This window comes from Paenibacillus sp. FSL R5-0887, assembly GCF_038002305.1.
In the GTDB taxonomy this organism is placed as follows: domain Bacteria; phylum Bacillota; class Bacilli; order Paenibacillales; family Paenibacillaceae; genus Paenibacillus_AQ; species Paenibacillus_AQ odorifer.
This window is the reverse complement of record NZ_JBBOCE010000001.1, coordinates 513,609-534,242: the sequence shown is the minus strand read 5'-3', so window position 1 is coordinate 534,242 and position 20,634 is coordinate 513,609. Positions and strand designations below refer to the sequence as shown.

The 20,634-nt window shown below is 43.0% G+C and carries 22 protein-coding genes and 1 pseudogene; 5 read left to right on the top strand and 18 right to left on the bottom strand.

Annotation, left to right across the window (positions count from 1 at the left end; all coding sequences use genetic code 11):
- Positions 1–2: 2 nt before the first annotated feature.
- From MKY14_RS02355 to MKY14_RS02330, 6 genes are all read right to left on the bottom strand, one after another.
- The gene (locus MKY14_RS02355; RefSeq protein ID WP_340977009.1) at positions 3–494 is read right to left on the bottom strand and encodes a DinB family protein; all 492 of its coding nucleotides are present in this window, start codon (positions 492–494) and stop codon (positions 3–5) included.
- A 31-nt stretch (positions 495–525) separates the two neighbouring features.
- Positions 526–969 (bottom strand): GNAT family N-acetyltransferase, encoded by a 444-nt coding sequence (locus MKY14_RS02350; protein ID WP_076219441.1) that lies wholly within the window; start codon positions 967–969, stop codon positions 526–528.
- 124 nt (positions 970–1,093) lie between these two features.
- Positions 1,094–1,228: a hypothetical protein gene (locus MKY14_RS02345; RefSeq protein ID WP_303047238.1), complete on the bottom strand. Its 135-nt coding sequence runs from the start codon at positions 1,226–1,228 to the stop codon at positions 1,094–1,096.
- 79 nt (positions 1,229–1,307) lie between these two features.
- Positions 1,308–1,841 (bottom strand): AAA family ATPase, encoded by a 534-nt coding sequence (locus MKY14_RS02340; RefSeq protein ID WP_076219442.1) that lies wholly within the window; start codon positions 1,839–1,841, stop codon positions 1,308–1,310.
- A 116-nt stretch (positions 1,842–1,957) separates the two neighbouring features.
- A complete protein-coding gene (locus MKY14_RS02335) occupies positions 1,958–3,376 on the bottom strand; it encodes an NAD-dependent malic enzyme (RefSeq protein WP_340975684.1) in 1,419 nt (472 codons plus the stop codon).
- A gap of 323 nt (positions 3,377–3,699) precedes the next feature.
- Positions 3,700–4,275, bottom strand: coding sequence for a hypothetical protein (locus MKY14_RS02330; RefSeq protein ID WP_340034344.1), 576 nt, complete (start codon positions 4,273–4,275; stop codon positions 3,700–3,702).
- Between the two features lie 139 nt (positions 4,276–4,414).
- Between MKY14_RS02330 and MKY14_RS02325 the strand changes: the two genes are divergently transcribed.
- Positions 4,415–5,410, top strand: a complete 996-nt coding sequence (locus MKY14_RS02325; protein WP_340975683.1) for an acrylyl-CoA reductase family protein — start codon at positions 4,415–4,417, stop codon at positions 5,408–5,410.
- 300 nt (positions 5,411–5,710) lie between these two features.
- Here MKY14_RS02325 and MKY14_RS02320 read toward each other — a convergent pair.
- Positions 5,711–6,298, bottom strand: a pseudogene (locus MKY14_RS02320) (cupin domain-containing protein); the annotation flags it as partial.
- A 171-nt stretch (positions 6,299–6,469) separates the two neighbouring features.
- Between MKY14_RS02320 and MKY14_RS02315 the strand changes: the two are divergent.
- Positions 6,470–7,327: an alpha/beta hydrolase gene (locus MKY14_RS02315; RefSeq protein ID WP_081391977.1), complete on the top strand. Its 858-nt coding sequence runs from the start codon at positions 6,470–6,472 to the stop codon at positions 7,325–7,327.
- Positions 7,328–8,531: 1,204 nt separating this feature from the next.
- On the opposite strand, the gene MKY14_RS02310 is transcribed toward MKY14_RS02315, so the two are convergent.
- Both MKY14_RS02310 and MKY14_RS02305 read right to left on the bottom strand, forming a co-directional pair.
- Positions 8,532–8,759, bottom strand: coding sequence for a hypothetical protein (locus MKY14_RS02310; RefSeq protein WP_143763946.1), 228 nt, complete (start codon positions 8,757–8,759; stop codon positions 8,532–8,534).
- Positions 8,760–8,901: 142 nt separating this feature from the next.
- The gene (locus MKY14_RS02305) at positions 8,902–9,408 is read right to left on the bottom strand and encodes a hypothetical protein (protein WP_036689814.1); all 507 of its coding nucleotides are present in this window, start codon (positions 9,406–9,408) and stop codon (positions 8,902–8,904) included.
- Positions 9,409–9,609: 201 nt separating this feature from the next.
- Here MKY14_RS02305 and MKY14_RS02300 point away from each other — a divergent pair, with 201 nt between their 5' ends.
- Positions 9,610–9,879, top strand: a complete 270-nt coding sequence (locus tag MKY14_RS02300; protein ID WP_076187014.1) for an excalibur calcium-binding domain-containing protein — start codon at positions 9,610–9,612, stop codon at positions 9,877–9,879.
- Positions 9,880–9,881: 2 nt separating this feature from the next.
- Here the strand turns inward: MKY14_RS02300 and MKY14_RS02295 are convergent, their stop codons facing one another.
- The 5 genes from MKY14_RS02295 to MKY14_RS02275 form a co-directional block, all read right to left on the bottom strand.
- Positions 9,882–10,643, bottom strand: a complete 762-nt coding sequence (locus tag MKY14_RS02295; RefSeq protein WP_076309132.1) for an ABC transporter permease — start codon at positions 10,641–10,643, stop codon at positions 9,882–9,884.
- Positions 10,640–11,389: an ABC transporter ATP-binding protein gene (locus MKY14_RS02290; protein WP_254847623.1), complete on the bottom strand. Its 750-nt coding sequence runs from the start codon at positions 11,387–11,389 to the stop codon at positions 10,640–10,642. Before MKY14_RS02290 ends, MKY14_RS02295 begins: the two co-directional genes overlap by 4 nt.
- A gap of 122 nt (positions 11,390–11,511) precedes the next feature.
- A complete protein-coding gene (locus tag MKY14_RS02285; RefSeq protein WP_340975681.1) occupies positions 11,512–13,137 on the bottom strand; it encodes a glycoside hydrolase family 9 protein in 1,626 nt (541 codons plus the stop codon).
- A gap of 157 nt (positions 13,138–13,294) precedes the next feature.
- Entirely contained in the window at positions 13,295–14,044 is a 750-nt protein-coding gene (locus MKY14_RS02280; protein WP_076130330.1) for a GTP pyrophosphokinase, read from the bottom strand.
- A 766-nt stretch (positions 14,045–14,810) separates the two neighbouring features.
- Complete coding sequence (locus MKY14_RS02275) at positions 14,811–15,389, bottom strand: LOG family protein (RefSeq protein WP_076193859.1); 579 nt, start codon at positions 15,387–15,389, stop codon at positions 14,811–14,813.
- Positions 15,390–15,486: 97 nt separating this feature from the next.
- Here MKY14_RS02275 and MKY14_RS02270 point away from each other — a divergent pair, with 97 nt between their 5' ends.
- Positions 15,487–15,804 carry a MazG nucleotide pyrophosphohydrolase domain-containing protein gene (locus MKY14_RS02270; protein WP_076130332.1) on the top strand — a complete coding sequence of 106 codons (318 nt, stop codon included), beginning with the start codon at positions 15,487–15,489 and terminating at the stop codon, positions 15,802–15,804.
- An 82-nt stretch (positions 15,805–15,886) separates the two neighbouring features.
- Here the strand turns inward: MKY14_RS02270 and MKY14_RS02265 are convergent, their stop codons facing one another.
- The 3 genes from MKY14_RS02265 to lepB form a co-directional block, all read right to left on the bottom strand.
- Entirely contained in the window at positions 15,887–16,747 is an 861-nt protein-coding gene (locus MKY14_RS02265) for an alpha/beta fold hydrolase (RefSeq protein ID WP_076280317.1), read from the bottom strand.
- Positions 16,748–17,010: 263 nt separating this feature from the next.
- Positions 17,011–18,048: an HD-GYP domain-containing protein gene (locus tag MKY14_RS02260; protein WP_076130334.1), complete on the bottom strand. Its 1,038-nt coding sequence runs from the start codon at positions 18,046–18,048 to the stop codon at positions 17,011–17,013.
- Between the two features lie 184 nt (positions 18,049–18,232).
- Positions 18,233–18,730: a signal peptidase I gene (gene lepB / locus MKY14_RS02255; protein WP_076130335.1), complete on the bottom strand. Its 498-nt coding sequence runs from the start codon at positions 18,728–18,730 to the stop codon at positions 18,233–18,235.
- Positions 18,731–18,885: 155 nt separating this feature from the next.
- Between lepB and MKY14_RS02250 the strand changes: the two genes are divergently transcribed.
- The gene (locus MKY14_RS02250) at positions 18,886–19,863 is read left to right on the top strand and encodes an alpha/beta hydrolase (RefSeq protein ID WP_076187003.1); all 978 of its coding nucleotides are present in this window, start codon (positions 18,886–18,888) and stop codon (positions 19,861–19,863) included.
- 84 nt (positions 19,864–19,947) lie between these two features.
- Here the strand turns inward: MKY14_RS02250 and MKY14_RS02245 are convergent, their stop codons facing one another.
- Positions 19,948–20,349 (bottom strand): DUF4265 domain-containing protein, encoded by a 402-nt coding sequence (locus tag MKY14_RS02245; protein WP_076130337.1) that lies wholly within the window; start codon positions 20,347–20,349, stop codon positions 19,948–19,950.
- Positions 20,350–20,634: the final 285 nt, after the last annotated feature.

Below are 20,634 nucleotides of genomic sequence, written 5' to 3'. Positions count from 1 at the left end.
GTCTACACTTTGCCAGGTAGGCTGTTTATCAGCCCTTTGCCAATCAGATTAGCTGAAACTGGCGGTTTTCCGATCTCTCTAGCCCAGACCGATAATTGCCCGACATGATGAATCTCATGAGCAATCACATGGCGCATTACCTCACCCCAGGCATCGGTCACGATCCTGCCATCCGGAAGATGATCCTCAAAAATCCTCTGCTCCAGCCCCTCATGCCAAGCCGTTACAAAAGGTTCCACCTCTGAGTGGAATTTTGCATCCAATTCTCGTACTTGCTGCAAAGTCTTGTACCGCTCAAAATCCTCTTGGAAATCCGGCTTTCCTTGCAATACTTGAATCCAGCTCCACTCCACATCAACAATGTGAAAAAGCGTCTTAAGAATACTGCCTACACCACCTATACGTGTTGCGAGCAACTCCTCCTCAGAAATATCTCCACACCACTCATACCATTGTTCACGGATCATCCAGTTATATTGAAAAAATGTTTGCAGGTTAAAAACCTCCTAGAAAGTTGTGTGCTTTTTAATGGGAGCTTAAATGTTTTCGGTATCCCTCCACCTTTTCATCTCTATAACCTAACGATTCATAGAACACATGCGCTTCCTTCCGCTGCTCACCGGAGACTAAAATGATATAATAGCAGTCTCTTTCCCGGGCCGCTTGTTCAATGGCGTTCATAAGTTTTTTGCCAACGCCTTGACGGCGTGCCCGCGCTGAAACCACCACATTCTCAATCACCATAAACGGTTTGCAGTCCCCCACTAAATCCTGACACACGATCCCCATCAAAGACCCTAGTAACTCTCCTTCTACAAAAGCACCCAACAGGATGTAGCGGTTATCCGCCTTGACCCCTTTAAATACTTCTTCAAGCCTATTAAGGTCAGACGGTTTATTCATCAGCTCTTGATATAAATTCCCCAGTTCAGGAAGAGATTCCATTTCTATTTCTTTAATAACAACCATGATTGTTCATCCTGCTTTCTTTTAAATTAACAGCCCTACTCATACACATACAGTCCACCATTCCGTGGATGAGATATTCGCTTTCCATTATAACCTCTTTGGACCAGCTGCTGCGCCAACACCTTCATAAAGAGTAATGCCCATAATTCCAAACTTCCTTCAACTCGAATTCGTCTTTCTGTCCATTCCACTCTACTACCACTTTGATGATAGAATCCTCTCGCTCAAACGCACCAATCCCAGAATGTACGGACTTCAACTCACCTTTGACTCCCTCAATATTATTGCTGACTTCTTCTGTAGCCTGTTGAATATATTCCGCCGACCAAAAGTTCCTCCTATACCATTTGTAAATATCTCAGCACGATCTCAACGCGCTCTCCAACCGATAAATCTTCCTCTATTCGTAAAATAGGACATTCCAGTGCGGACATCCATTCCTCATGCAGCACTTTGCTCCTGACTTCAACTCCAGCAACATCATATAATGCCGCCCACTCCATAAAGGTCTGATATGCTTCGTATTTACTTCCTCCAGGCAAAATATGATCACCATATCTCTCGTACTCTCTGGCTCTTAATCTATCTAAACGAATTTCCGGTGGAAGTCCTAGAAAAATAACCAAATCGAATAATGGTCGAAGGCCATCTCCCCAGCCACATACCGCACCGCTTAAAATCCAAGGCTCCTTATGGGTCAAATCGCTTGTAAGTTTCGCTAATCGCGCATTGACCTCACGCTGCTTAGTGAATTTATGCTCCCAAAAATAGTCGTCACTGTCTAACTGTACATGTGGCAACACTTTAGCTAATTCGTAACCTAAAGTACTCGTTCCTACGCCTGAGGCTCCCATAATATGAATTCTTCTCATACACTCCCTCACCTTTAAGTGGATTTAAAGTTGCAATTCGGGCAATTTTCCTCCAAGTATAAAAACAAATAGACTGCTCTCTAAGTAAGCAAAGCAGTCCATTTATCGTATAGATCTTATTCCGTTATAGCTGCTACGTCTTTAGGAATCCGGCGTGCTGCATCCGTGGATATAGCTGCTTGGATTACTGCCAGGCGCACCTGTTCAACTACTTTTTCGTTAAAAATACTTGGGATGATATATTGCTCATTGAGTTCATCCGGATGAACGACCGATGCAATGGCTTTTGCCGCAGCCAGCTTCATTTCCAGATTCACAGTTCTAGCCCGGCAATCAAGTGCGCCACGGAAAATACCCGGAAAACATAACACATTGTTGATCTGGTTCGGATAATCACTTCTGCCTGTCGCTAGGACGCGAACAAAAGGTTCTGCCAAATCCGGTTCAATCTCCGGTGTAGGATTAGCCATCGCAAAAACGATGTTATCACTGGCCATGCTTTTGAGATGATCCACGGTTAGAATTCCCCCACGGGACACCCCAATAAAGACATCTGCCCCTCGTATAACCTCCGTTATTCCCCCCTCAATTCCCTCAGGATTGGTTGCGGCAGCAAGCTTCTGCCATTCCGGATTATCATACTGAAGATCTTTTCTGAGAACGCCTTCACGATCAACCGCATAAATATAACGCGCGCCCGCTGCCAGCAGCAGATTACCTATGGACACCCCAGCCGCCCCAATACCCACAACAACAATCCGTGCATTTTCAATAGATTTATTTACAACTTTAAGCGCATTCAAAAGTCCTGCAAAAGCCACCACGGATGTTCCATGCTGATCATCATGAAATACCGGAATGTCCAGTTCTTCCGCAAGCCGGCGTTCGATTTCAAAGCAGCGTGGCGAACTTATATCCTCTAAGTTTATCCCTCCAAAGCCAGGAGAAACTGCTTTTACGATATTGATAATTTCATCCGGATCTTTGGTATTTAAGCACAGCGGAAAAGCATCAATGTTCGCCAATTGCTTAAACAGCATCGCCTTACCTTCCATGACAGGCATAGCGGCTTCCGGCCCGATATCCCCTAGTCCAAGCACAGCAGTGCCGTCCGAAACGACTGCAACTGTATTTCTTTTCATCGTCAGAGAATAAGCTTTTCTGGGATCTTCGGCAATCGCCGTACATACCCGGGCTACCCCCGGCGTATACACTAAGGATAAATCCTCCCGATTTTTAATCGGCATTTTAGGTGTGATTTCAATTTTTCCGCCAAGATGAGCCAGAAAGGTCCGATCCGACACGTTGATTATTTTAATTCCCGGCATCTTCGATAATATTGAGATAATATCTCCATTAGCTGCGTCTTGCACATTCACTGTTATATCTCGGGTAGTGACATCCTTCCCTGCACGTATCACGTCAATAGCAACAATATCTCCGCCAGCTGCGGCAATTCCTGAAGCAACATCGCCAAAAGATGCAACCGATTTCCGAATTTCGAGCCTGATAATCATTGTAGTCGCAATCGACATGAATTAGCCTCTCTTTCTTCAATCCTATTATTTAAAAAATACTATACTTTCCCATTTAAACATATCTTCCGCCTATTAACTAGATCAACGAAAAATTTTTCTTCTTACAGTATTCCCATCCGCACCCGGTCCAAATACATCAGGTATGACAGCTACGGGCACAGAGCCATTTTTCCCATAAAAATAAAATTCATCATAATCTTAAGTGTATGTAAGCATAAACAAACCGTAAGCTCTTCTACTCTTCATTACCTTTTCTGCATGCTGTAGAGCATCCTGCCGATTCCTTTTCTCCACTGGCCCTTTCTAGTTGTTCTCCTTCACTAAGGTCTGTACTGCTCTTCTAGCAAAACAACCTTACCTTCTACAAATGTCAGATGGAATAATCTTTCCATTAGCTCTTCGCTAATAAAACTCGTGTAGTCCCCTTGCTGATGTCTCGCCCCGTTTAGTTCAGCTATAGTTACATCAGGCTCCAGCTTAACCCGCTTAATTTCTTCGCTTGCATTTCGGATATAGAATCCATTAGGCAATGATTCGGGTTCTATTACACCATCTTCTTTAGCTGCAATTTCTGCTGCCGCTCCACCGAACCATTCCACCTCATCCAGATCCAGATAAACCGTATTCCCTTCTGTGATAACGCCCTTTATAAAAGCTAATTCTTTCTCCACTTGCGGTAACTTATAAATAATTTTTTTCAGTTCCTCCACACTCTCACCCTGCACTCCGCTCTCAGAGTTAGATTGGATTGAAATCACACCCATAGTTTGAACTAGCTCCTTGGTAGTTGGGTTAGTCTCTTTTGGTGGCTTGTTATAAAAAGAATATCCATTAAAACCAAGTGAGACTAATGTGATACCCACTAAGACTGTAACCCTTAAATTTTTCCATTTCATAAGCTTCACCCTCTATCACGCGATTTAACGGAACCATAATAAACAATTGCGCTATATCATAGACAATCACAAGTTGACCGGGCAGAATAAATATTATATACATGTCTTACCTATAACGTAGTTGAAGGAGCTCACACTTATGACAGAATCATTTCAAGCGTTAGTTGTCGACAAAACAGAATCATCCTTCTCCGTAGCTGTTAAACCGGTTACCCTAGAGGATCTGCCAGCTGGAGAGGTTGTAATTAAGGTTGCTTACTCCAGTGTAAACTATAAAGACGGTTTAGCCAGTATTCCAAACGGTAAAATTCTAAGAACATATCCCTTTATTCCAGGGATAGATTTATCCGGTATTGTGGTATCTTCCACAGACGAGCGGTTTCATAAAGGGCAGCAAGTCATTGCGACAGGATATGGTGTTGGCGTATCACACTTTGGTGGCTTTAGCGAATACGCTCGTATTCCCGCAGGTTGGATCACTCCCCTTCCAGAAGGCCTGACGCTTAAAGAAGCTATGATCTACGGTACTGCAGGACTGACAGCAGCCTTGTCCATACTAGCCCTGGAAGATCATGACGTTTCCCCGGACAAAGGCAAAATACTTGTAACAGGCGCTACCGGCGGTGTAGGTGGATCTGCTATTGCCATGCTTGGCGCAAAAGGGTATAGCGTAGTGGCAAGCACAGGTAACGCCGAAGCTGCCGATTACCTTAGAGGTATAGGAGCCGAAGACGTGATCTCACGTGAAGAGGTCATTGGCGGCGCCAGCAAACCCTTGGACAAACAATTATGGCAAGGCGCAGTAGATTCGGTGGGTGGTGACACCCTTGCCGCAGTTCTGAGTAAAATCACCTACAGAGGTTCTGTAGCTGCAAGTGGTTTAACCGGAGGCACTTCAGTTCCAACTACAGTACTTCCGTTTATTCTTCGGGGCGTTAACCTTCTCGGCATAGATTCTGTGGAATGTCCTGCAGACCTTCGCCAGCAGGCTTGGAAACGGATGGCGAGCGATCTGAAGCCAAGTCTGCTGGAGAACCTCGTGGATCGTGAAGTCACGTTAAACGAGCTACCGCAAGCATTGGAAGATATTCTACAAGGAAACCTTAGAGGAAGAGTACTTGTCCGTTTATCCTAGGTTTAATAACGAAACCTCCCGGAATCTAGAGTTCCGGGAGGTTTTTTTAGTTTACTCTTGGTTATTCGGATATTGGTAATGCGGCTGCTGCTGTACATAGGGTTGTTGGCGATAATGCTGATCATAACCCTGCGTATAGTACCCTTGCATCGGGTAAGGCTGATAATTAAAGGCTTGTGTAGCTGGAGGCATTTGTGAAGATATCGGGATGGGTTGCGCCTGCATATGAGCGTAAGGATTCATATTTGGCTGCATATTAGGATGCATATTTGGTTTAACATTGGCTTGCATATTTGGAGCCATGTTAGGGGCCATATTAGGAGCCATATTGCTGCTGCCCATTACTTTATCTTCTTCGCAGCAGTCAGCAGGAGGGCCGATAAAGGTTCCAGGCTTGATTGGAGCTAAAGCTTCTTTTACCTTAGCTTCATTTAAGCAGTAAGTATGGGCTAATACATTTGCCGGGGTTTTGCTAAGAATATCCGAACCTAAGATAACCTCAGGAATAGGTGCGTCAAAAATCGCGAGCAGATGTGTATTATCGACAGTAGCTATCTCATAATGCCACCAGCCTTGCGGCACATTTGCCACTTGACCCGGACAAATCGGAAAATGCAGAAGTTCATTTGTGAACGGATTGATTAAAGACACTACCGCTGAACCGCAGATACAATATACAAGCTCTGCAGCATTTTGATGATAATGAGGTTCAACCACATTTGATTTGCTAAGAAAAATATCCAGCAGTGATATGTTCTCGAGCGTATTCAATTGTTTAACCGACAGCAAGTTAATGAAGTTGTTGGCATCTTTTTTAAAAAGTGTATTAGTGTTCACATCAAAAGTAAACTCTGTATTGGGGGACGTATAGTCCATGTATGAAGTCACTTTTTTTCCTACCTTTCTGTTGCTATAAATTTTTGCTTTCCCTAAACACAAGATATGCGTTTGCCTATGCCTAGGTGCGGAGATTCACTACTCCTGATAAAAATTCATCTTTCTTTTCTAAACGGGGCATCCTCTAAGTATTACACTCTCACCCCACATAGGAGGCACAGTATGAAATCGATTCGCACAAAAATAGTGTTAGCTTTATGTATCACTGTCTTTACAATTATGGGTTTCCAGCCTATGAATCTTAGCTCCACAGTTGAGGCCGCCAATAACAAAACAGCAGCGAAACAAGCGCCTCTTACATTCGTTCTAGTTCATGGGTCTTGGGCTACTGCTGGTTTTTGGGATCAAACGGCCGCCGCACTTCGCAGCTTAGGGCACACCGTCTATACTCCGGAATATGCCGGACATGGCGGGGACAAAAACAATAATGTAACGCATGCGCAAATCACACAGTCTGTTGTCGACTATATCAAGCAAAAAGACTTAAAGGATATCATTCTGCTCGGACATAGCTTTGGTGGTTCGGTGATCCAAACCGTCTCTCAGCAGGTACCGGATCGAATCAAACGTCTGGTATTCTTCGACGCCTTCGTACCGCTGGATGGGCAAAGTGTGGCGGACCAATTTCCAGCTGATTCGCTGAAGTACTTTGAACAGCTGAGAGATACTTCCGGCAATAACACCATAACGCTCCCTTTCCCTCTTTTCCGGGATACATTCGTCAACACCGCCAGTCTTGCGGAAGCGCAAGCTTTTTATAAACAAGCTCCTCCTGAGCCAGCAAGTCCACTTTTCGAAAAGCTTGATCTCAAGAAATTTTACAGTCTCCAGATCCCTAAAAGTTACCTTTATCTAACGGAGGACACCGCGATACCGCAAGGTCCATACGGATTCCACCCTACACAATCTAGTCATTTAGGCATCTTCCGCTTCATCGAGGGCAAAGGAGATCACATGACCACCGTTCGAACCGAACCCAAAATGCTGGCGGAATTAATGGTGAAGGCGGGAAGAGATTAGTCGCTTAACAGCTGGATAATCTAGGTAGCTTCTGTGGCTTGGCTGGGGTTTTTGGCACTGAGCTGGTGATTGAGCTGAGCTATGTGATGTGAGTTGGGCTATGCGATGCGAGCCGGGCTGATGACGCTGGGCCGGGCTATGCGATGTGAGTTGGGCTATGCGATGTGAGCTGAGCTGGCGGCTCGAGCTGCACTTTGTGAGCAAGCTAGACTACTGACGCTGAGCTGGGCTATGTCATTCTGAGATAGCCTTGCTACTTTGAGCTGGCATTGTCACTCTGAGTTAGCCTTGCCACTCTGAACTGGCATTGTCACTCTGAGTTAGCCTTGCCACTCTGAACTGGCATTGCCACGCTGAACTGAACATTACGACTCTAAATACACTAGAGTTTGGCGGTGATCGGACCGAGGAGCTCTTATTTTCATAATTTCGGCGATTTAGCCTTGCTATCGGACTCAGACGCAGCTATTCGCCCAAATGTACTCCTATAATGCGTGATTTTAGGGGAATAAGAGCATACAGTCCGAAACTCTCGCCAGAACGACCATAATGCTAAAATAGCTGCAATACGGTCCGTAACGATGTCTGAAGCGCTGTCTCTTAAGTAATCAGCAACGTAGGCTGATCATTTGTGACGCTGAGTTAGCCTTGCCACTTTAAGCTGCACTGTCACTCTGAGATAGCCTTGCTACTTTGAGCTGGCATTGTCACTCTGAGTTAGCCTTGCCACTTTGAGTTAGCCTTGCCACTTTGAGCTGGCATTGTCACTCTGAGCTGAACATTGCGACTTTAAATACACTAGAGTTTGGCGGTGATCGGACCGAGGAGCTCTTATTTTCATAATTTCGGCGATTTAGCCTTGCTATCGGACTCAGATGCAGCTATTCACCCAAATGTACTCCTATAATGCGTGATTTCACGGGAATAAGAGCCATACAGTCCGAAACTCTCGCCAGGACGACCATAATGCTAAAATAGCTGCAATACGGTCCGTAACGATGTCTGAAGCACTGTCTCTTAAGTAATCACCAACTTAGGCTGATGATTTGTGACGCTGAATTAGCCTTGCCACTTTGAGCTGGCATTGTCACTCTGAGCTGAACATTGCGACTTTAAATACACTAGAGTTTGGCGGTGATCGGATCGAGGAGCTCTTATTTTCATAATTTCGGCGATTTAGCCTTGCTATCGGACTCAGATGCAGCTATTCACCCAAATGTACTCCTATAATGCGTGATTTCAGGGGAATAAGAGCCATACAGTCCGAAACTCTCGCCAGGACGACCATAATGCCAAAATAGCTGCAATACGGTCCGTAACGATCGTGCAGTGCAGCAAAAATAGCTGCAATACGGTCCGTAACGATCTGTGAAGCGAGGTTTCTTAAATAATCACCAACGTAAGCTGATGATTTGTGACGCTGAGTTGGCATTGCCACCCTGGGCTGACATTGTCACTGATCATTTGTAGAAAAACAGACCACGTGGACTAAACGATGTGCTTTCGAATCAAAAAAAGAGCAAGCGTATGGGCCCCCCCTACTACGCTTGCTCTTTTTCCTATCCATAACCAACCTACTTCCTAGGCAATCCGCCACGCGGCAGCTCGGGGTCCGATGTCACTCCGGTAATCACCCAGCTATTCTTCTCTTGCACAAGTGAGATTGTCAAAAGTATAGAAGGTGCTGGTCCACTTGAAGTCGCAGTATCCAAACGCATTTCTATGACCTCTGAGTTCTTGTTAATTATCGTTTCTTTAGTGACCTCGTAGTTCGTGATCCAAGGGCTGGAGACACCCGTCACCCAGTTTAGTTCAACAAACCGCGGATACATAATCTTTTTGAAATCTTTAGAGAAGATCGAATACTGAATCGAGGCATTCCGATGCTGTAATCCGAACCCGTATAGCTCTGATGCTTGAATTGCAGAAGGTAATATAATGCGCCTAGACTCCGGAGCTGGCTTGGGCATAGCCGATAACAGTTCTCCATTAACGTGAGTCATAGTAACGGGAGCTGATGCACCCATAGCCATTCCCGGCAGAAGCAACAATCCCGCAATTAGGGCAGTCGCCATTTTCATTTTGCTAATTAGAATCACCTCATTCGTAGCCTGTTCACTACATGTGAATTGAATCTAATTATTCCCCCACCTCACCCATAAATATGTACACCGTTTCCAATTTTCCCAATAATGTATACCTCAATGAATTAAACTGGTAATATAAAATACAATGATACTACACAACCAGCAATTTCATTAAATTTTTATAGGAGTGTTCCCATGAAAAAAATCTTAAACATTTGTCTAGCAGCAGGCCTGCTACTCACTCTATCCGTCGCTACCTTGAATACAGCAAGCGCAGAATCCAAGGTCAAAACCTACAAAAACTGCACGGAGCTAAACAAAGATTACAAAGGTGGAGTTGCCATTTCCAGCTCAACCAAGAACAAAGGCGGCAAAACTAAATACAAACCCTACGTATCGAAAGAACTCTATAATGCCAATAAAAAAAGCGACCGTGACAAAGACGGAATCGCTTGTGAGAAATAGGCTTAGCCTTGCTCCACTATTTGCTTGAGCCTTAGATCCGGCGTGAAAAAGAGTCGGTAGCTCAGTACACTGAGCAGCATACTCGTTATGGCAGCAGAGGCAGTGAACGAGAACACAATTAATATCTGATAACGAACAGCTACTACAGGATCAGCGCCCGCGATGATCATTCCGGTCATCATTCCAGGGAGTTGAACAAGCCCAACCGTCTTCATACCGTCGATGGTAGGAATCATGCTGAATTTTACAGATCTTTTTCTAACTTCCTGGATCGCCTGTGGGATCGTTGCGCCAAGAGACAACAACGTTTCAATCTCCCCTTTGCTCTGCTGAATTTCATGCTTGATATGGTTAATGAACAACCCTGAAACCACCATAGCACTGCCAATGGTCATGCCGCTAATCGGAATGATATATTGTGGCGTAGCCTCAATGATATGTAAGCTGAGCAGAATGCCCATCATGAGCAGTTCCATAGTAGCAATCGCCAGTCCAATTCTCCAGACTAATCCGCGCAAGCCTTTGCCTCTTTTGGCTGCATTCCATGCGGCTACACTGATCATAAAGAGTATTATCACAATTACATAAATGATCTGATCCGATTTAAAAATAAATTGCAGCACATACCCCACCGCAAGCAATTGAATGGCCGACCGCACTGTGCCTACAATGATATCTTTTTCCAGTCCGAGCTTTTGCCACACGGAGACCAACATTGTCCCTAATACAAACAGAAGCGTGAAACTTAGTGCTGTATAACTCATAACAACGACGCTCCTTCCGAAGGCCGAACGAACCTTTTAGCCAATTCTTCCGCAGATTCAGCAAAAAAAGACTCGCTCACATGCTGTTCCAACCTGCCTTTTCCCATAAACCATGTAGTTGTGCTTATTCTGCTCGCCTGCTTAAGATCATGAGTGACCCAAATCATCGAAGTGCCTTCTTCCTTATGCCAATCCTCTAGTAGCTTTTCAACCATTTGAGTGCTGTTGACATCGAGCGAAGCGGTGATTTCATCGAGCAATAATACCGTAGGTCGGAGCAGCAAGGACCGAATTAAAGAAATCCGCTGCTTTTCACCACCCGAACAATCTGCCGCTTTTTTGCTTAAATCCAAATGCTCCAGCCCCAATTGCCCAATTAGTCGCTGCACTAGTTTAAGATCATAAGGTTTGTCATGCAGTCTGCTGACAGTTCTTAAATTATCCTCCACACTGCCAGACAGCATGACCGCTTGTTGTGCTACAAACCCTATTTTCATCCTCCATAATCTCGCATCCATACTTTTATATGAAGTCCCCTTTACCAACATATCTCCCTCATCCGGAGCATCCAAGAGAGCCAGGATTCTAAGGAGTGTACTTTTCCCTTGGCCAGAGGCACCAATCAATGCGATGCGGTCCGATTCAGCTATGTCTGCGGAGATCTCCGAGAAAAGATATTTCGAAGTTTGCTCGTTACTTTTCCAGTTAAGTTTTGCAAGTCTCTGAATCTCAAAAATACTACTCAATCCCCTACCTCCTAATACCATCCGCTAAAATAGCATACCGTCTAGTATTATAGCATTTCAGCTATAAAAAAGAGAAAGACATCCAGTTTCAGGACGTCTTTCTCTATTCGAACTATTGCATTTTATTGATTAAACCGGGCCACAACAAACACCGCAGGTGAATTCCAATAGATCGTCACTTCATTCGTAGAATAGCTAAGCTCATGATCGACAAAGCACTGCGCAGCTGGTTTTCCTTGTAAATGCTCAACTACATATTCATCATGCAGCCCACGATCTGGCCCCCCTGACACCAATCCCGGCACCGGATCAGCCACATGGTCACCTACAGAAGGGCGATGATGCGGATTCATCACGGCATGATCCCCAAACCCGGTAACATAGCTGATATCCAGAACGTTACGCCCCATCAGATAATGTAGATGATCTAAGACACAGTCCGCAAAACCGGAGTCTCCACTAAAATATTCAGCCGCCAGCAGCAGCATTGCATTGTTCATTACTAGCATATTGCTGCCCCAGATATAGTCCTCCTCTTTTAAGGAGATCCTATAGCCCTCCTCACGACTCTGTTCCGCTAATCGTTGTGCCTCAGCAACAAGCCCTTCTTTTAACGAGGCATATAAAGCACGGTCTGCCTGCTCTTCACCATTTAACAGATAAGCAATAGTGCCATAGCCCCCCATATCACCCCAGCCTAAACTGTATTTTGGAAAAGTCAGCTGCACTAGCTGCAGAACAGCTTGATGATATTCCTCTTTCCCTGTCGTACGATACAGCTCCGCCGCTGCCCAATACCGCTCGTCCTTATCGACTCCATCCCCGTATTCTCCAGTGCTAATCTCAGGCGGATTCGTAAAACCGGGTACATCTGGATGCTGTACAAGCCATTCCCATGCTGCCCCCGCAGCATCCAGACATTTCCGCGCATAAGCAGCATCAAAAGGCTTGTACACTCTTGCAGCCATAGCCATAACACCAGCAAAATCCCCAGTTGCAGTAGCAGATATTGGTGAGAAGTACAGATCTGCTGTATCGTCCTCAGGCATAACATCCAGACCAGGAAAGCTTAACGTAGTCAATTTATGGTATACACCACCTGTTGCGGAGTCTTGCATTTTAAACAACCAATCGAGCTCCACCTTGCATTCCAGCAGCACATCTGGCGTAGATCCATCACTTTCAGGCAATGGGATAGCGCTTACAAAAGCCGAGGGATATAATTCATAGGCAAGCAGCATATCCGCGATAGCTTTCGCTCCGGGACCGCTATATTTTCCATAATCACCTGCATCATGCCAGCCACCCGAACAGTCTAGTTGAAGATCCGGTTGCCCATATACAATCCCTTTTGCGGTATGGCACGCCTTGTGCTTCCAATCTCCAGCATATTCTTCAGTCAACTCAACGCCACAGCGATAATAATAGAAAGCTTTCAGCAAGCCCTGTTGAAGCTCATGATAAGGCTGATCTGAGATTGTAAAGGATGCCGAAGCTACACCCTCGCCCTGCTCAATCCGATATCTTCCCTCAGTATTGACTTCCGAGAAATCACCTGTGTGCAAAGTTACTCCACTGGCTTTATCAAATCTTCCAGCATCTGAACTACCTTTGAACACAATAGTCCCACTATCAACATCAACTACCTGAAAATCATGCTCAGTACCTGTAAATACTGCGATCTTTTGTCCATCCAGCGGATATCCGATTTGATTCACAGTAATGGTGCGAAGTGTACGCTCGCTCATCTTCATTCTCCTTTTATGTAAAAATGATGAAGCTGAAGTAACCATTCTCTTCTAGTTGAGAATACTCTATTCTAGTTATCTATAGCAATGATGTATACAAGAAAAAAACCTAGAGTCACCCGAAAGGAAACGGATAACTCTAGGCGGACAAAACAGCTTATTTGTCGTCAAGCAGTTTAATAAAGTTAGCTGGAAGTGTGAACTGCTTATTATGAACCACTATACGGCGAAGCTCTTCCTCGAAGGAGCTAAGATCATCTTCATCATCGTCTTTGATTTCCTTTATATCCCGGTGCAGACGCTCCATTTGCAGATCAAGGGCATGAGCGGCATCCGCCGCATTTTTCAGTTCACGAGTCATACTCTCAGGTACTGATTTATTATATTTATAAAAGATTTTATGTTCGAGGCTTGCCCAGAAATCCATAGCAATGGTACGAATTTGAACTTCTACACAGACAAGCTCCTGGCGATCGGACATAAAAACAGGGACTTGAATCAGCAAGTGAAGACTCTGATATCCGTTAGGTTTAGGGTTCTTAATATAATCCTTTACCTCAAGGACCGTTAGATCATCCTGCTTCTGAAGCATCTCACTAACATGATAGATATCAGAAATAAAAGAACAGGTGATCCGCAGACCAGCGATGTCTTTAATACAATTTTTCACTGAATCCAGCGATAATTCACCATTTTTGCGCAGCATCTTGTTCATGATACTCTCTGGAGACTTAATACGCGATTTGGTATGTTCAATTGGGCTGTAATCATGCAGAGACTGAAACTCCTGTTTTAGGATCTCAATCTTCGTTTCCATCTCATCCAATGCAAATTTATAAATTAACATGAAACGAGTGATATCGTGCTTAAGCTTCTTAAATTGTTCGATTTGATTCTCGGGGGTCATTATCTCATTTCTCCTCTTGTAGCGTTTCTCTATATTTATCATAGCCAATCCACTAGTGAATTTCAAATTCAGCGGTAATGTAGCCATAATCCAAACCTCACACTTCGTTTGATTACGTACCTTTTGCGCCGCGAATCCGCTTGCGAAGTCGCTATAGGACCCAGTTGACCTTATACACAGTATAATCCCATAATCGGGATGCTATCGGACTCCATAATCGCTATTGGCAAAAAAAACACAAAATATGAACCTCTTCATAAGAAATAACGTCACTGGAGTCCGAAACCCTCCTCAAACGGAGATAAACCTAAGAACCAAACCCATGATGCCCAAGAAACTAAAGTAACCCAAATAACCAAACTAGCCAAAGCCCCTCAATATGTTACGGACCGTATTGCAGCTATTTGCGCTTTTTGGTCATTTTTACAGAAGTATCGGACCGTATAGCTCTTATCACCATGTAACAGTGCAGAATCGGTGTGGTTATGAGTAAATAGCTGCAATATAGTCCGATAGCTCGCCTAAAACGTTCGAAATGGAGAAATAAGGTCAGCTGAGTCCGATCCATCGGAAAAGTGTGTTCACAAGCATGGGGGATAGTTCAAATCGCGCGAGAACCCAAAGTAACCTAAGTGCAAATAACGCCTTCTGAGTCCGAACGCTCAGCGGTAAAGGTCATGGAGAAACTAATGCCTGATTTCGGTTGGTTTACGTCCAGATCACAGTGTACCCGAGTACCCGATCATTAAACTGAAAGTTTCATTATTCAGTTGAGCTGTTTCCACTTTTGCTCAAGCGTTTGCGGAACATACTCCTTCAAAAGAGTCAAGAGTTCCAACGGCTCGTTGGATACGTTTAGCAGACTTAGATGCGAAGAATTAGAGAAGCCTTCTTGGATACTGTTATGTATCAGATTCATCAGAGGATCAAAATAATTCCTGATATTTAGAACCCCTACCGGCTTCTTGTGTATGCCAATTTGTGACCAGCACAAAACCTCAAAGAGCTCCTCATACGTTCCAAACCCTCCAGGCAAAGCAATAAAGCCATCTGCCAGCTCTCCCATTTTTGCTTTACGGCCATGCATATCCTCTACTTCTATCAACTGCGTTAACTCTCTATGTACCATTTCCCCATTAAATAATCCTCTAGGCATTACCCCAATTACCTCGCCTCCACCATTCAAAACAGCATTAGCGACCTCACCCATTAATCCGATTTTTGAACCACCGTAAATTAAACGATAATTATGCATAGCCATGTAGTTACCAAGTTCAACAGCTTTAGCTTTATAATCCTCATGCACCCCTAAATTCGATCCTGCGAAAACACATATTGATTTCAAAATCTCATCTCCAAACTATATATTGATAATGTCCGCTATCTAATATACTATATGTTGGAGTATAAATCATGTGAAAGATTAAGGAGTGCTACATAATATGGAAATTAATGATGTGCAGAAATGGATTAATCATTTTTATGGAGAACGAGGCTGGACTACTTATGGTCCTTTTATAAGAGTCGGATTCTTAATGGAAGAGACCGGTGAAGTCGCTCGAGCTGTACGCTCCTATGAAATCGGCAGAGATCGACCGGATGAATCGACTCGTACTCCAGAGCAACTGAAAAACGACTTGATTGAGGAAATCGGGGATGTTCTCGGAAATATCGCATTGTTAGCTGACTTATATGGCATCACTTTAGAAGAGGCTTTTACTGCACATAAAGAAAAATTAGTGAAGCGATTTAATTCCTAGGGACGAAGTAATCCTAAAAAAATAGGACTACAATCGGCAAGACCGAATTGTAGCCCTTCTTTATTTTACTCTTTAAGCCCTGTTAAGCTTTACCGCCTAAAGTATGATTCGAAATGGCTTTGATTATTGTTTCCCAATCATCCGGGTGGACTTCGTGGCCCGTTCCTTCCAGGGTTAGAAGCGACGCATCAGGAATTTCCGCCGCAAGCGCCAAGCCATGCTCTATAGGAAGCACCGTGTCTTCTGTGCCGTGGATAACCAAGGTAGGAACCATGATATTTTTTGCCTTGCCCTCGTAGCCGTCATCCCCTGTAAGAAGAGAATGATTAAACATGCTAAGCAAGTTGTTGGCACGTTTTATTTCCAGCCTTACTTGTTTATACGCTCTTTTCTCATCGAATTTATGTTTTGAACCACAGAGTATGCCGGAACCTGAAACCAAATAATTGGCTACCTCTTCCTCATTAGACCAATCCAGTGTTGCTCCATTTGCATGGAATGCGAGGATCCGCTCATCCATAGGAGGCAAGTTCCGATCATTATCGTCAGATTCGAAAAAACTTGATGCGATCAAGGTTAAGGTTAGAACTTTTTGCGGATGACGTGTAGCAAGGACTTGCGCAATCATTCCGCCTAAGGACATTCCAACGATATTTGCCTGTTCTATATTATAGGCGTCTAGTAACCCAGCAGCATCATTTGCCATGTCCATCACGGTATAATTGGAACTCCCAGGCTCATAAACAACGGAACGTCCGACATCCCGGTTATCATAACGAATAACGTAACGTCCGGTATCTGCTAATCGCTGACAGAACTCTTCATCCCAATAAACCATAGAACAGGTGGCACCCATAATCAGCAATATCGCAGGATTGCTAGGATTTCCAAAACTTTCCGAACATATATCAATTCCGGTTACTTTTACTATTTTTTCGCTCATTGTTCATTCCTCATTTCATTCGAATTTTATCAATGAATGCACAGTTAAATAAGACTCAATACATTTTCAAAAAAATGGATGATGTCATCATTGAATTGCACCTCAAATTAACGTAAACGAATGAATTTGATAATCACGATAAGCACTCTCCTATTCCATATTGAAGGGTTTTTAACCCAATTTCGATTATAACACAAAAAAGCTATCCCCTGATTTTACGGATCAGGGAGATAGCCTCCTATTTATCGCCACAAAAATATTCGTTAAATAAATACTTCTTCAACAGTCAAATTACGCTCTTTAGATAAGTCTCTGAACGTAGTCTCATTTATTTTTACCAGAGGTTTGAAAATATCCAACGGATTATTCATAATAATCGTACCTTGCTCACCATTGCTAAGCTGAACGCTCTTACCCACAAAATTCGGCAATAAATGTCCGATCAGAGCTTGTACCGCATTTCCATTCAGCTTGCCAAATCCAAGCTCATGTACCTTGCGCAGAACGTTAATCAGGCCTTGTTTTGGTTGATTCGCTCTTCCTAAGGTCATGCCTACATAAGTATTTGCAACAGCAACAATCTGCGTATACGGATGCAAGTCCTGTTTACGGAGATTGTTAGGATAACCTGTACCATCCTCGAATTCATGATGCTGAAGCGCCACTAGTGCGGTCTTTTCGTCATTCATCGATTTAAGGATAATGTCGTATCCATACGTAGTATGACGTTTTAGTTCTTCTGATTCTTCGGGAGTTAAGTTATCCGTCTTATTTAAGATATGTGGAGCAATCTGGCTTTTTCCGATATCGTGCAAATAACCAGCTCTACTAATCTCAAATCTTTCGGCTTTTGTATGACCTAACCAAGTCGCTATGTAAAACGATAACAGTCCGACCTGCAATGAATGATTGTATGTACTGATATCATCACGTTCCAGCAGCAATAATAAAGAAACGACATCCTTTTGTTCATCCAATTTCTCCAGCAATGGCTGCAGCGTATTATCAACATCCGACTGCGTAAAGCTACCCTTGCTGAGTGCTTCCAGAAATATAGATTCATAGTTTTGGATGGCTTGATCAAAATTACCATCTATCCCTTGTGCCACATTCATTTCTTCATTATCCAGCACCATCATGCGTGGTTCAATATCGACATAATCAATCTGATGCCTCATCAGGATGGTGATTTCTTCTCCGTAGACCACTGTCCCCTTCGGAAGCACGTGTAGGCCAACACTATTGAATGTATCTGTGATTAGACAATCGCCATGTTTGAGATCTGTGACATGAGCTTTCAAAATTCAGCACCCCTTACTATATGTAGGTATATTTTACCTTAAGGATAGCTAAATTCTTCCAAAGTAACAATATGGTTAAAGACTCATTAAAGCACTCGGTTAGTTCAAAAGACCCCCGCGACTTCAGCACCCCTAAATCTATTTTTAGAGATTAAGCCTTACATTTATCCGTCTTACACACTACCTAAAAGGGATTGCTAAATTCAGCGATTACTTTCCCAATCAACTTATCCTTCGACACAAATGGAGTATCCCACAGATGAGCATCATAGCTTATATTCCGGTTATCTCCGAGAAAAAAATAATGATCGGCGGGTACCGTAACCGGTCCAAAAGTGTAATCCATCTGTTCATTGAGGTAAGGTTCGTTAACCTTCGCTCCGTTTCGGTAAAGTGCGCCATCTTTAATTTCCAAGGTATCTCCAGGCAGCCCCATTAGCCTTTTTACATATCTTTTATTCTCATCACCAGCTACAGGTGGCGTAAATACAACAATATCTCCATGCTCCAGTGTGGTCATCCATAACATTTTCTCAACAATTAAGCGATCATTGATTTGAATCGTTGGGATCATAGAGCCCGTTGGAACTCTCATGGCTTCAGCAACATAGGTTCTAACAAACAAAGAAATAACCACTGCGATCACAATACTCGGCAACCATTGCTTCATAAATTTCAACATTATTGCTCACCTCACATTCATATTATAGAGTCAAACTTTTTTAGCTGGTTCATATTCAGTTCATATTGTCGTCATGTATAGTTCATCTTCATCGGGTAAGCTTTCTTTAGCAACTCATTAAGGTAGCTAGAATAAAGCGATTAGAACAGGAGAAGATGCGATTGAAACCAGAAGAAGAGGTTATTAAAAAAAGGATGAATAAACCGCTGAAAATTATACTTATTTCCTTAGGGGCTTTAGCTACTGCAATAGTACTTTTTCTAGTGACTGTTTTTGTCGCTAATATTTTCCTCAATAAATCGGACCAAGCTAAAATAAAACCCTATGGTCAGTCTGTAAGCGTCGATGGTAAAAATATGAACGTTTTGATTCAAGGAAAGGGTGAAGAGACAGTCGTGCTCTTACCTGGTTATGGAACGGTGGCACCGGGACTTGATTTTAAGCTGTTAATAGATGAACTATCTCCATTTTACAAAGTTGTCGTGATTGAGCCTTTCGGTTATGGATTAAGTGATAGAACTGAAAAAGAGCGAACCACAGAAAACATTGTGAGTGAAATTCACGAAGCTGTAAAGCAGCTTAATATTGACCGTTATATTCTAATGGCACACTCTATTTCCGGTATGTACAGTTTGAATTATGTGAACAAATATCCAAACGAAGTGAGTGCATTTGTCGGGATTGATAATAGTATTGCAACGGAAGACAGAATAGGTGTTAAAATACCAACAGGAAAATTAAAACTACTTAGAGAATCAGGCTTGGGCAGATTGTTATTTAAATCAAGTGGAAATCCCTATGCTGAATTGCCGTTTGATGATGAAACTAAAGAACAATTGAGATTGCTTACGCTTAGAAACACTTATAATTACACTAACTTAAATGAAGTGGAACATATGTCTTCTAATTATAAAGGGGCTCTAAATTCAACTTTTCCAAAGGATCTCCCCCTTTTGCTCTTTGTTCAAGGGGATGATACTCTCTTAAAAGATTGGATATCATTGCATGAAGAGCAAGTCAAAAATTCCGTACAAGGAAAATTGGTAAAACTTGATGCAGGACATTATCTGCACCATACCAAATCAAAAGAAATCGCCGAAAATTTTAAGACATTTATGGAAGAAATAAAATAAAAAGCGTTTCTTCTATTCTCCATGCTGCGGTCATCATGTGCAAGTTTCCTTGCATTTCATGACGCAGCATTTTTTCCTTAGTATTTAAATCTCGAACCGCTCAATAATTCGATTCATTTCCCCATCAACATCAATTGAAGTATTCTTAGGAATATGAATGACGAACAAACCGCCAAAGATCAACTCACATTTGCCTTCATTCTCTATAATTCTATGTTTAAAAGCTGCAATGGCCGTTGAATCAACAGCTTCTTTACTAAGCAGCCAAGCGTATCTTTTGAAAGGAGATTTCTGAACAGTCTCTTGGTAATAATAGACTCCATTTTCTTCCTTCACCTGTATAATATCTCCCATTGTAACAGCCGGATTAAAAATCGGTGTCTCTTCAATTCGAAATTTATCTTTGCCAAATGGAGTAACATCGAGGATTTCTATTTCACGGCCATCTGCGTTGAAACAGATATGGATTCCGGACGATTCTAGCATCGGCACACCTCTATCCTTGTTCAATATCTAATCTTGTTCATTCTAAATAACACAAAACAAAGTAAATACATTAGACTCGTAATCCCGAACAACCTAAAGATTCCGGGTGTTAATAACATATATAAACTGTAGGGAAAACTCCAGATAAATGCAAGCAGCATTAGCCGACTTCTGTTTAAAAAGACACCTATTGCTAATAACCCCGCCGGTAATAACAACATGATTATACTAATCACAAGAGTGGAGCGATTCGTAATCTCAGCATAAGGATTGATGAATATAAAA

Bases quoted from the DNA above. Each gene is read 5' to 3' on its own strand.
- MKY14_RS02350 (WP_076219441.1), bottom strand. From the start codon at position 969: ATGGTTGTTATTAAAGAAATAGAAATGGAATCTCTTCCTGAACTGGGG.
- MKY14_RS02340 (WP_076219442.1), bottom strand. From the start codon at position 1,841: ATGAGAAGAATTCATATTATGGGAGCCTCAGGCGTAGGAACGAGTACT.
- MKY14_RS02335 (WP_340975684.1), bottom strand. From the start codon at position 3,376: ATGTCGATTGCGACTACAATGATTATCAGGCTCGAAATTCGGAAATCG.
- MKY14_RS02330 (WP_340034344.1), bottom strand. From the start codon at position 4,275: ATGAAATGGAAAAATTTAAGGGTTACAGTCTTAGTGGGTATCACATTA.
- MKY14_RS02325 (WP_340975683.1), top strand. From the start codon at position 4,415: ATGACAGAATCATTTCAAGCGTTAGTTGTCGACAAAACAGAATCATCC.
- MKY14_RS02315 (WP_081391977.1), top strand. From the start codon at position 6,470: ATGAAATCGATTCGCACAAAAATAGTGTTAGCTTTATGTATCACTGTC.
- MKY14_RS02310 (WP_143763946.1), bottom strand. From the start codon at position 8,759: ATGCCAACTCAGCGTCACAAATCATCAGCTTACGTTGGTGATTATTTA.
- MKY14_RS02305 (WP_036689814.1), bottom strand. From the start codon at position 9,408: ATGAAAATGGCGACTGCCCTAATTGCGGGATTGTTGCTTCTGCCGGGA.
- MKY14_RS02300 (WP_076187014.1), top strand. From the start codon at position 9,610: ATGAAAAAAATCTTAAACATTTGTCTAGCAGCAGGCCTGCTACTCACT.
- MKY14_RS02295 (WP_076309132.1), bottom strand. From the start codon at position 10,643: ATGAGTTATACAGCACTAAGTTTCACGCTTCTGTTTGTATTAGGGACA.
- MKY14_RS02285 (WP_340975681.1), bottom strand. From the start codon at position 13,137: ATGAGCGAGCGTACACTTCGCACCATTACTGTGAATCAAATCGGATAT.
- MKY14_RS02280 (WP_076130330.1), bottom strand. From the start codon at position 14,044: ATGACCCCCGAGAATCAAATCGAACAATTTAAGAAGCTTAAGCACGAT.
- MKY14_RS02270 (WP_076130332.1), top strand. From the start codon at position 15,487: ATGGAAATTAATGATGTGCAGAAATGGATTAATCATTTTTATGGAGAA.
- MKY14_RS02265 (WP_076280317.1), bottom strand. From the start codon at position 16,747: ATGAGCGAAAAAATAGTAAAAGTAACCGGAATTGATATATGTTCGGAA.
- lepB (WP_076130335.1), bottom strand. From the start codon at position 18,730: ATGTTGAAATTTATGAAGCAATGGTTGCCGAGTATTGTGATCGCAGTG.
- MKY14_RS02250 (WP_076187003.1), top strand. From the start codon at position 18,886: ATGCGATTGAAACCAGAAGAAGAGGTTATTAAAAAAAGGATGAATAAA.
- MKY14_RS02245 (WP_076130337.1), bottom strand. From the start codon at position 20,349: ATGCTAGAATCGTCCGGAATCCATATCTGTTTCAACGCAGATGGCCGT.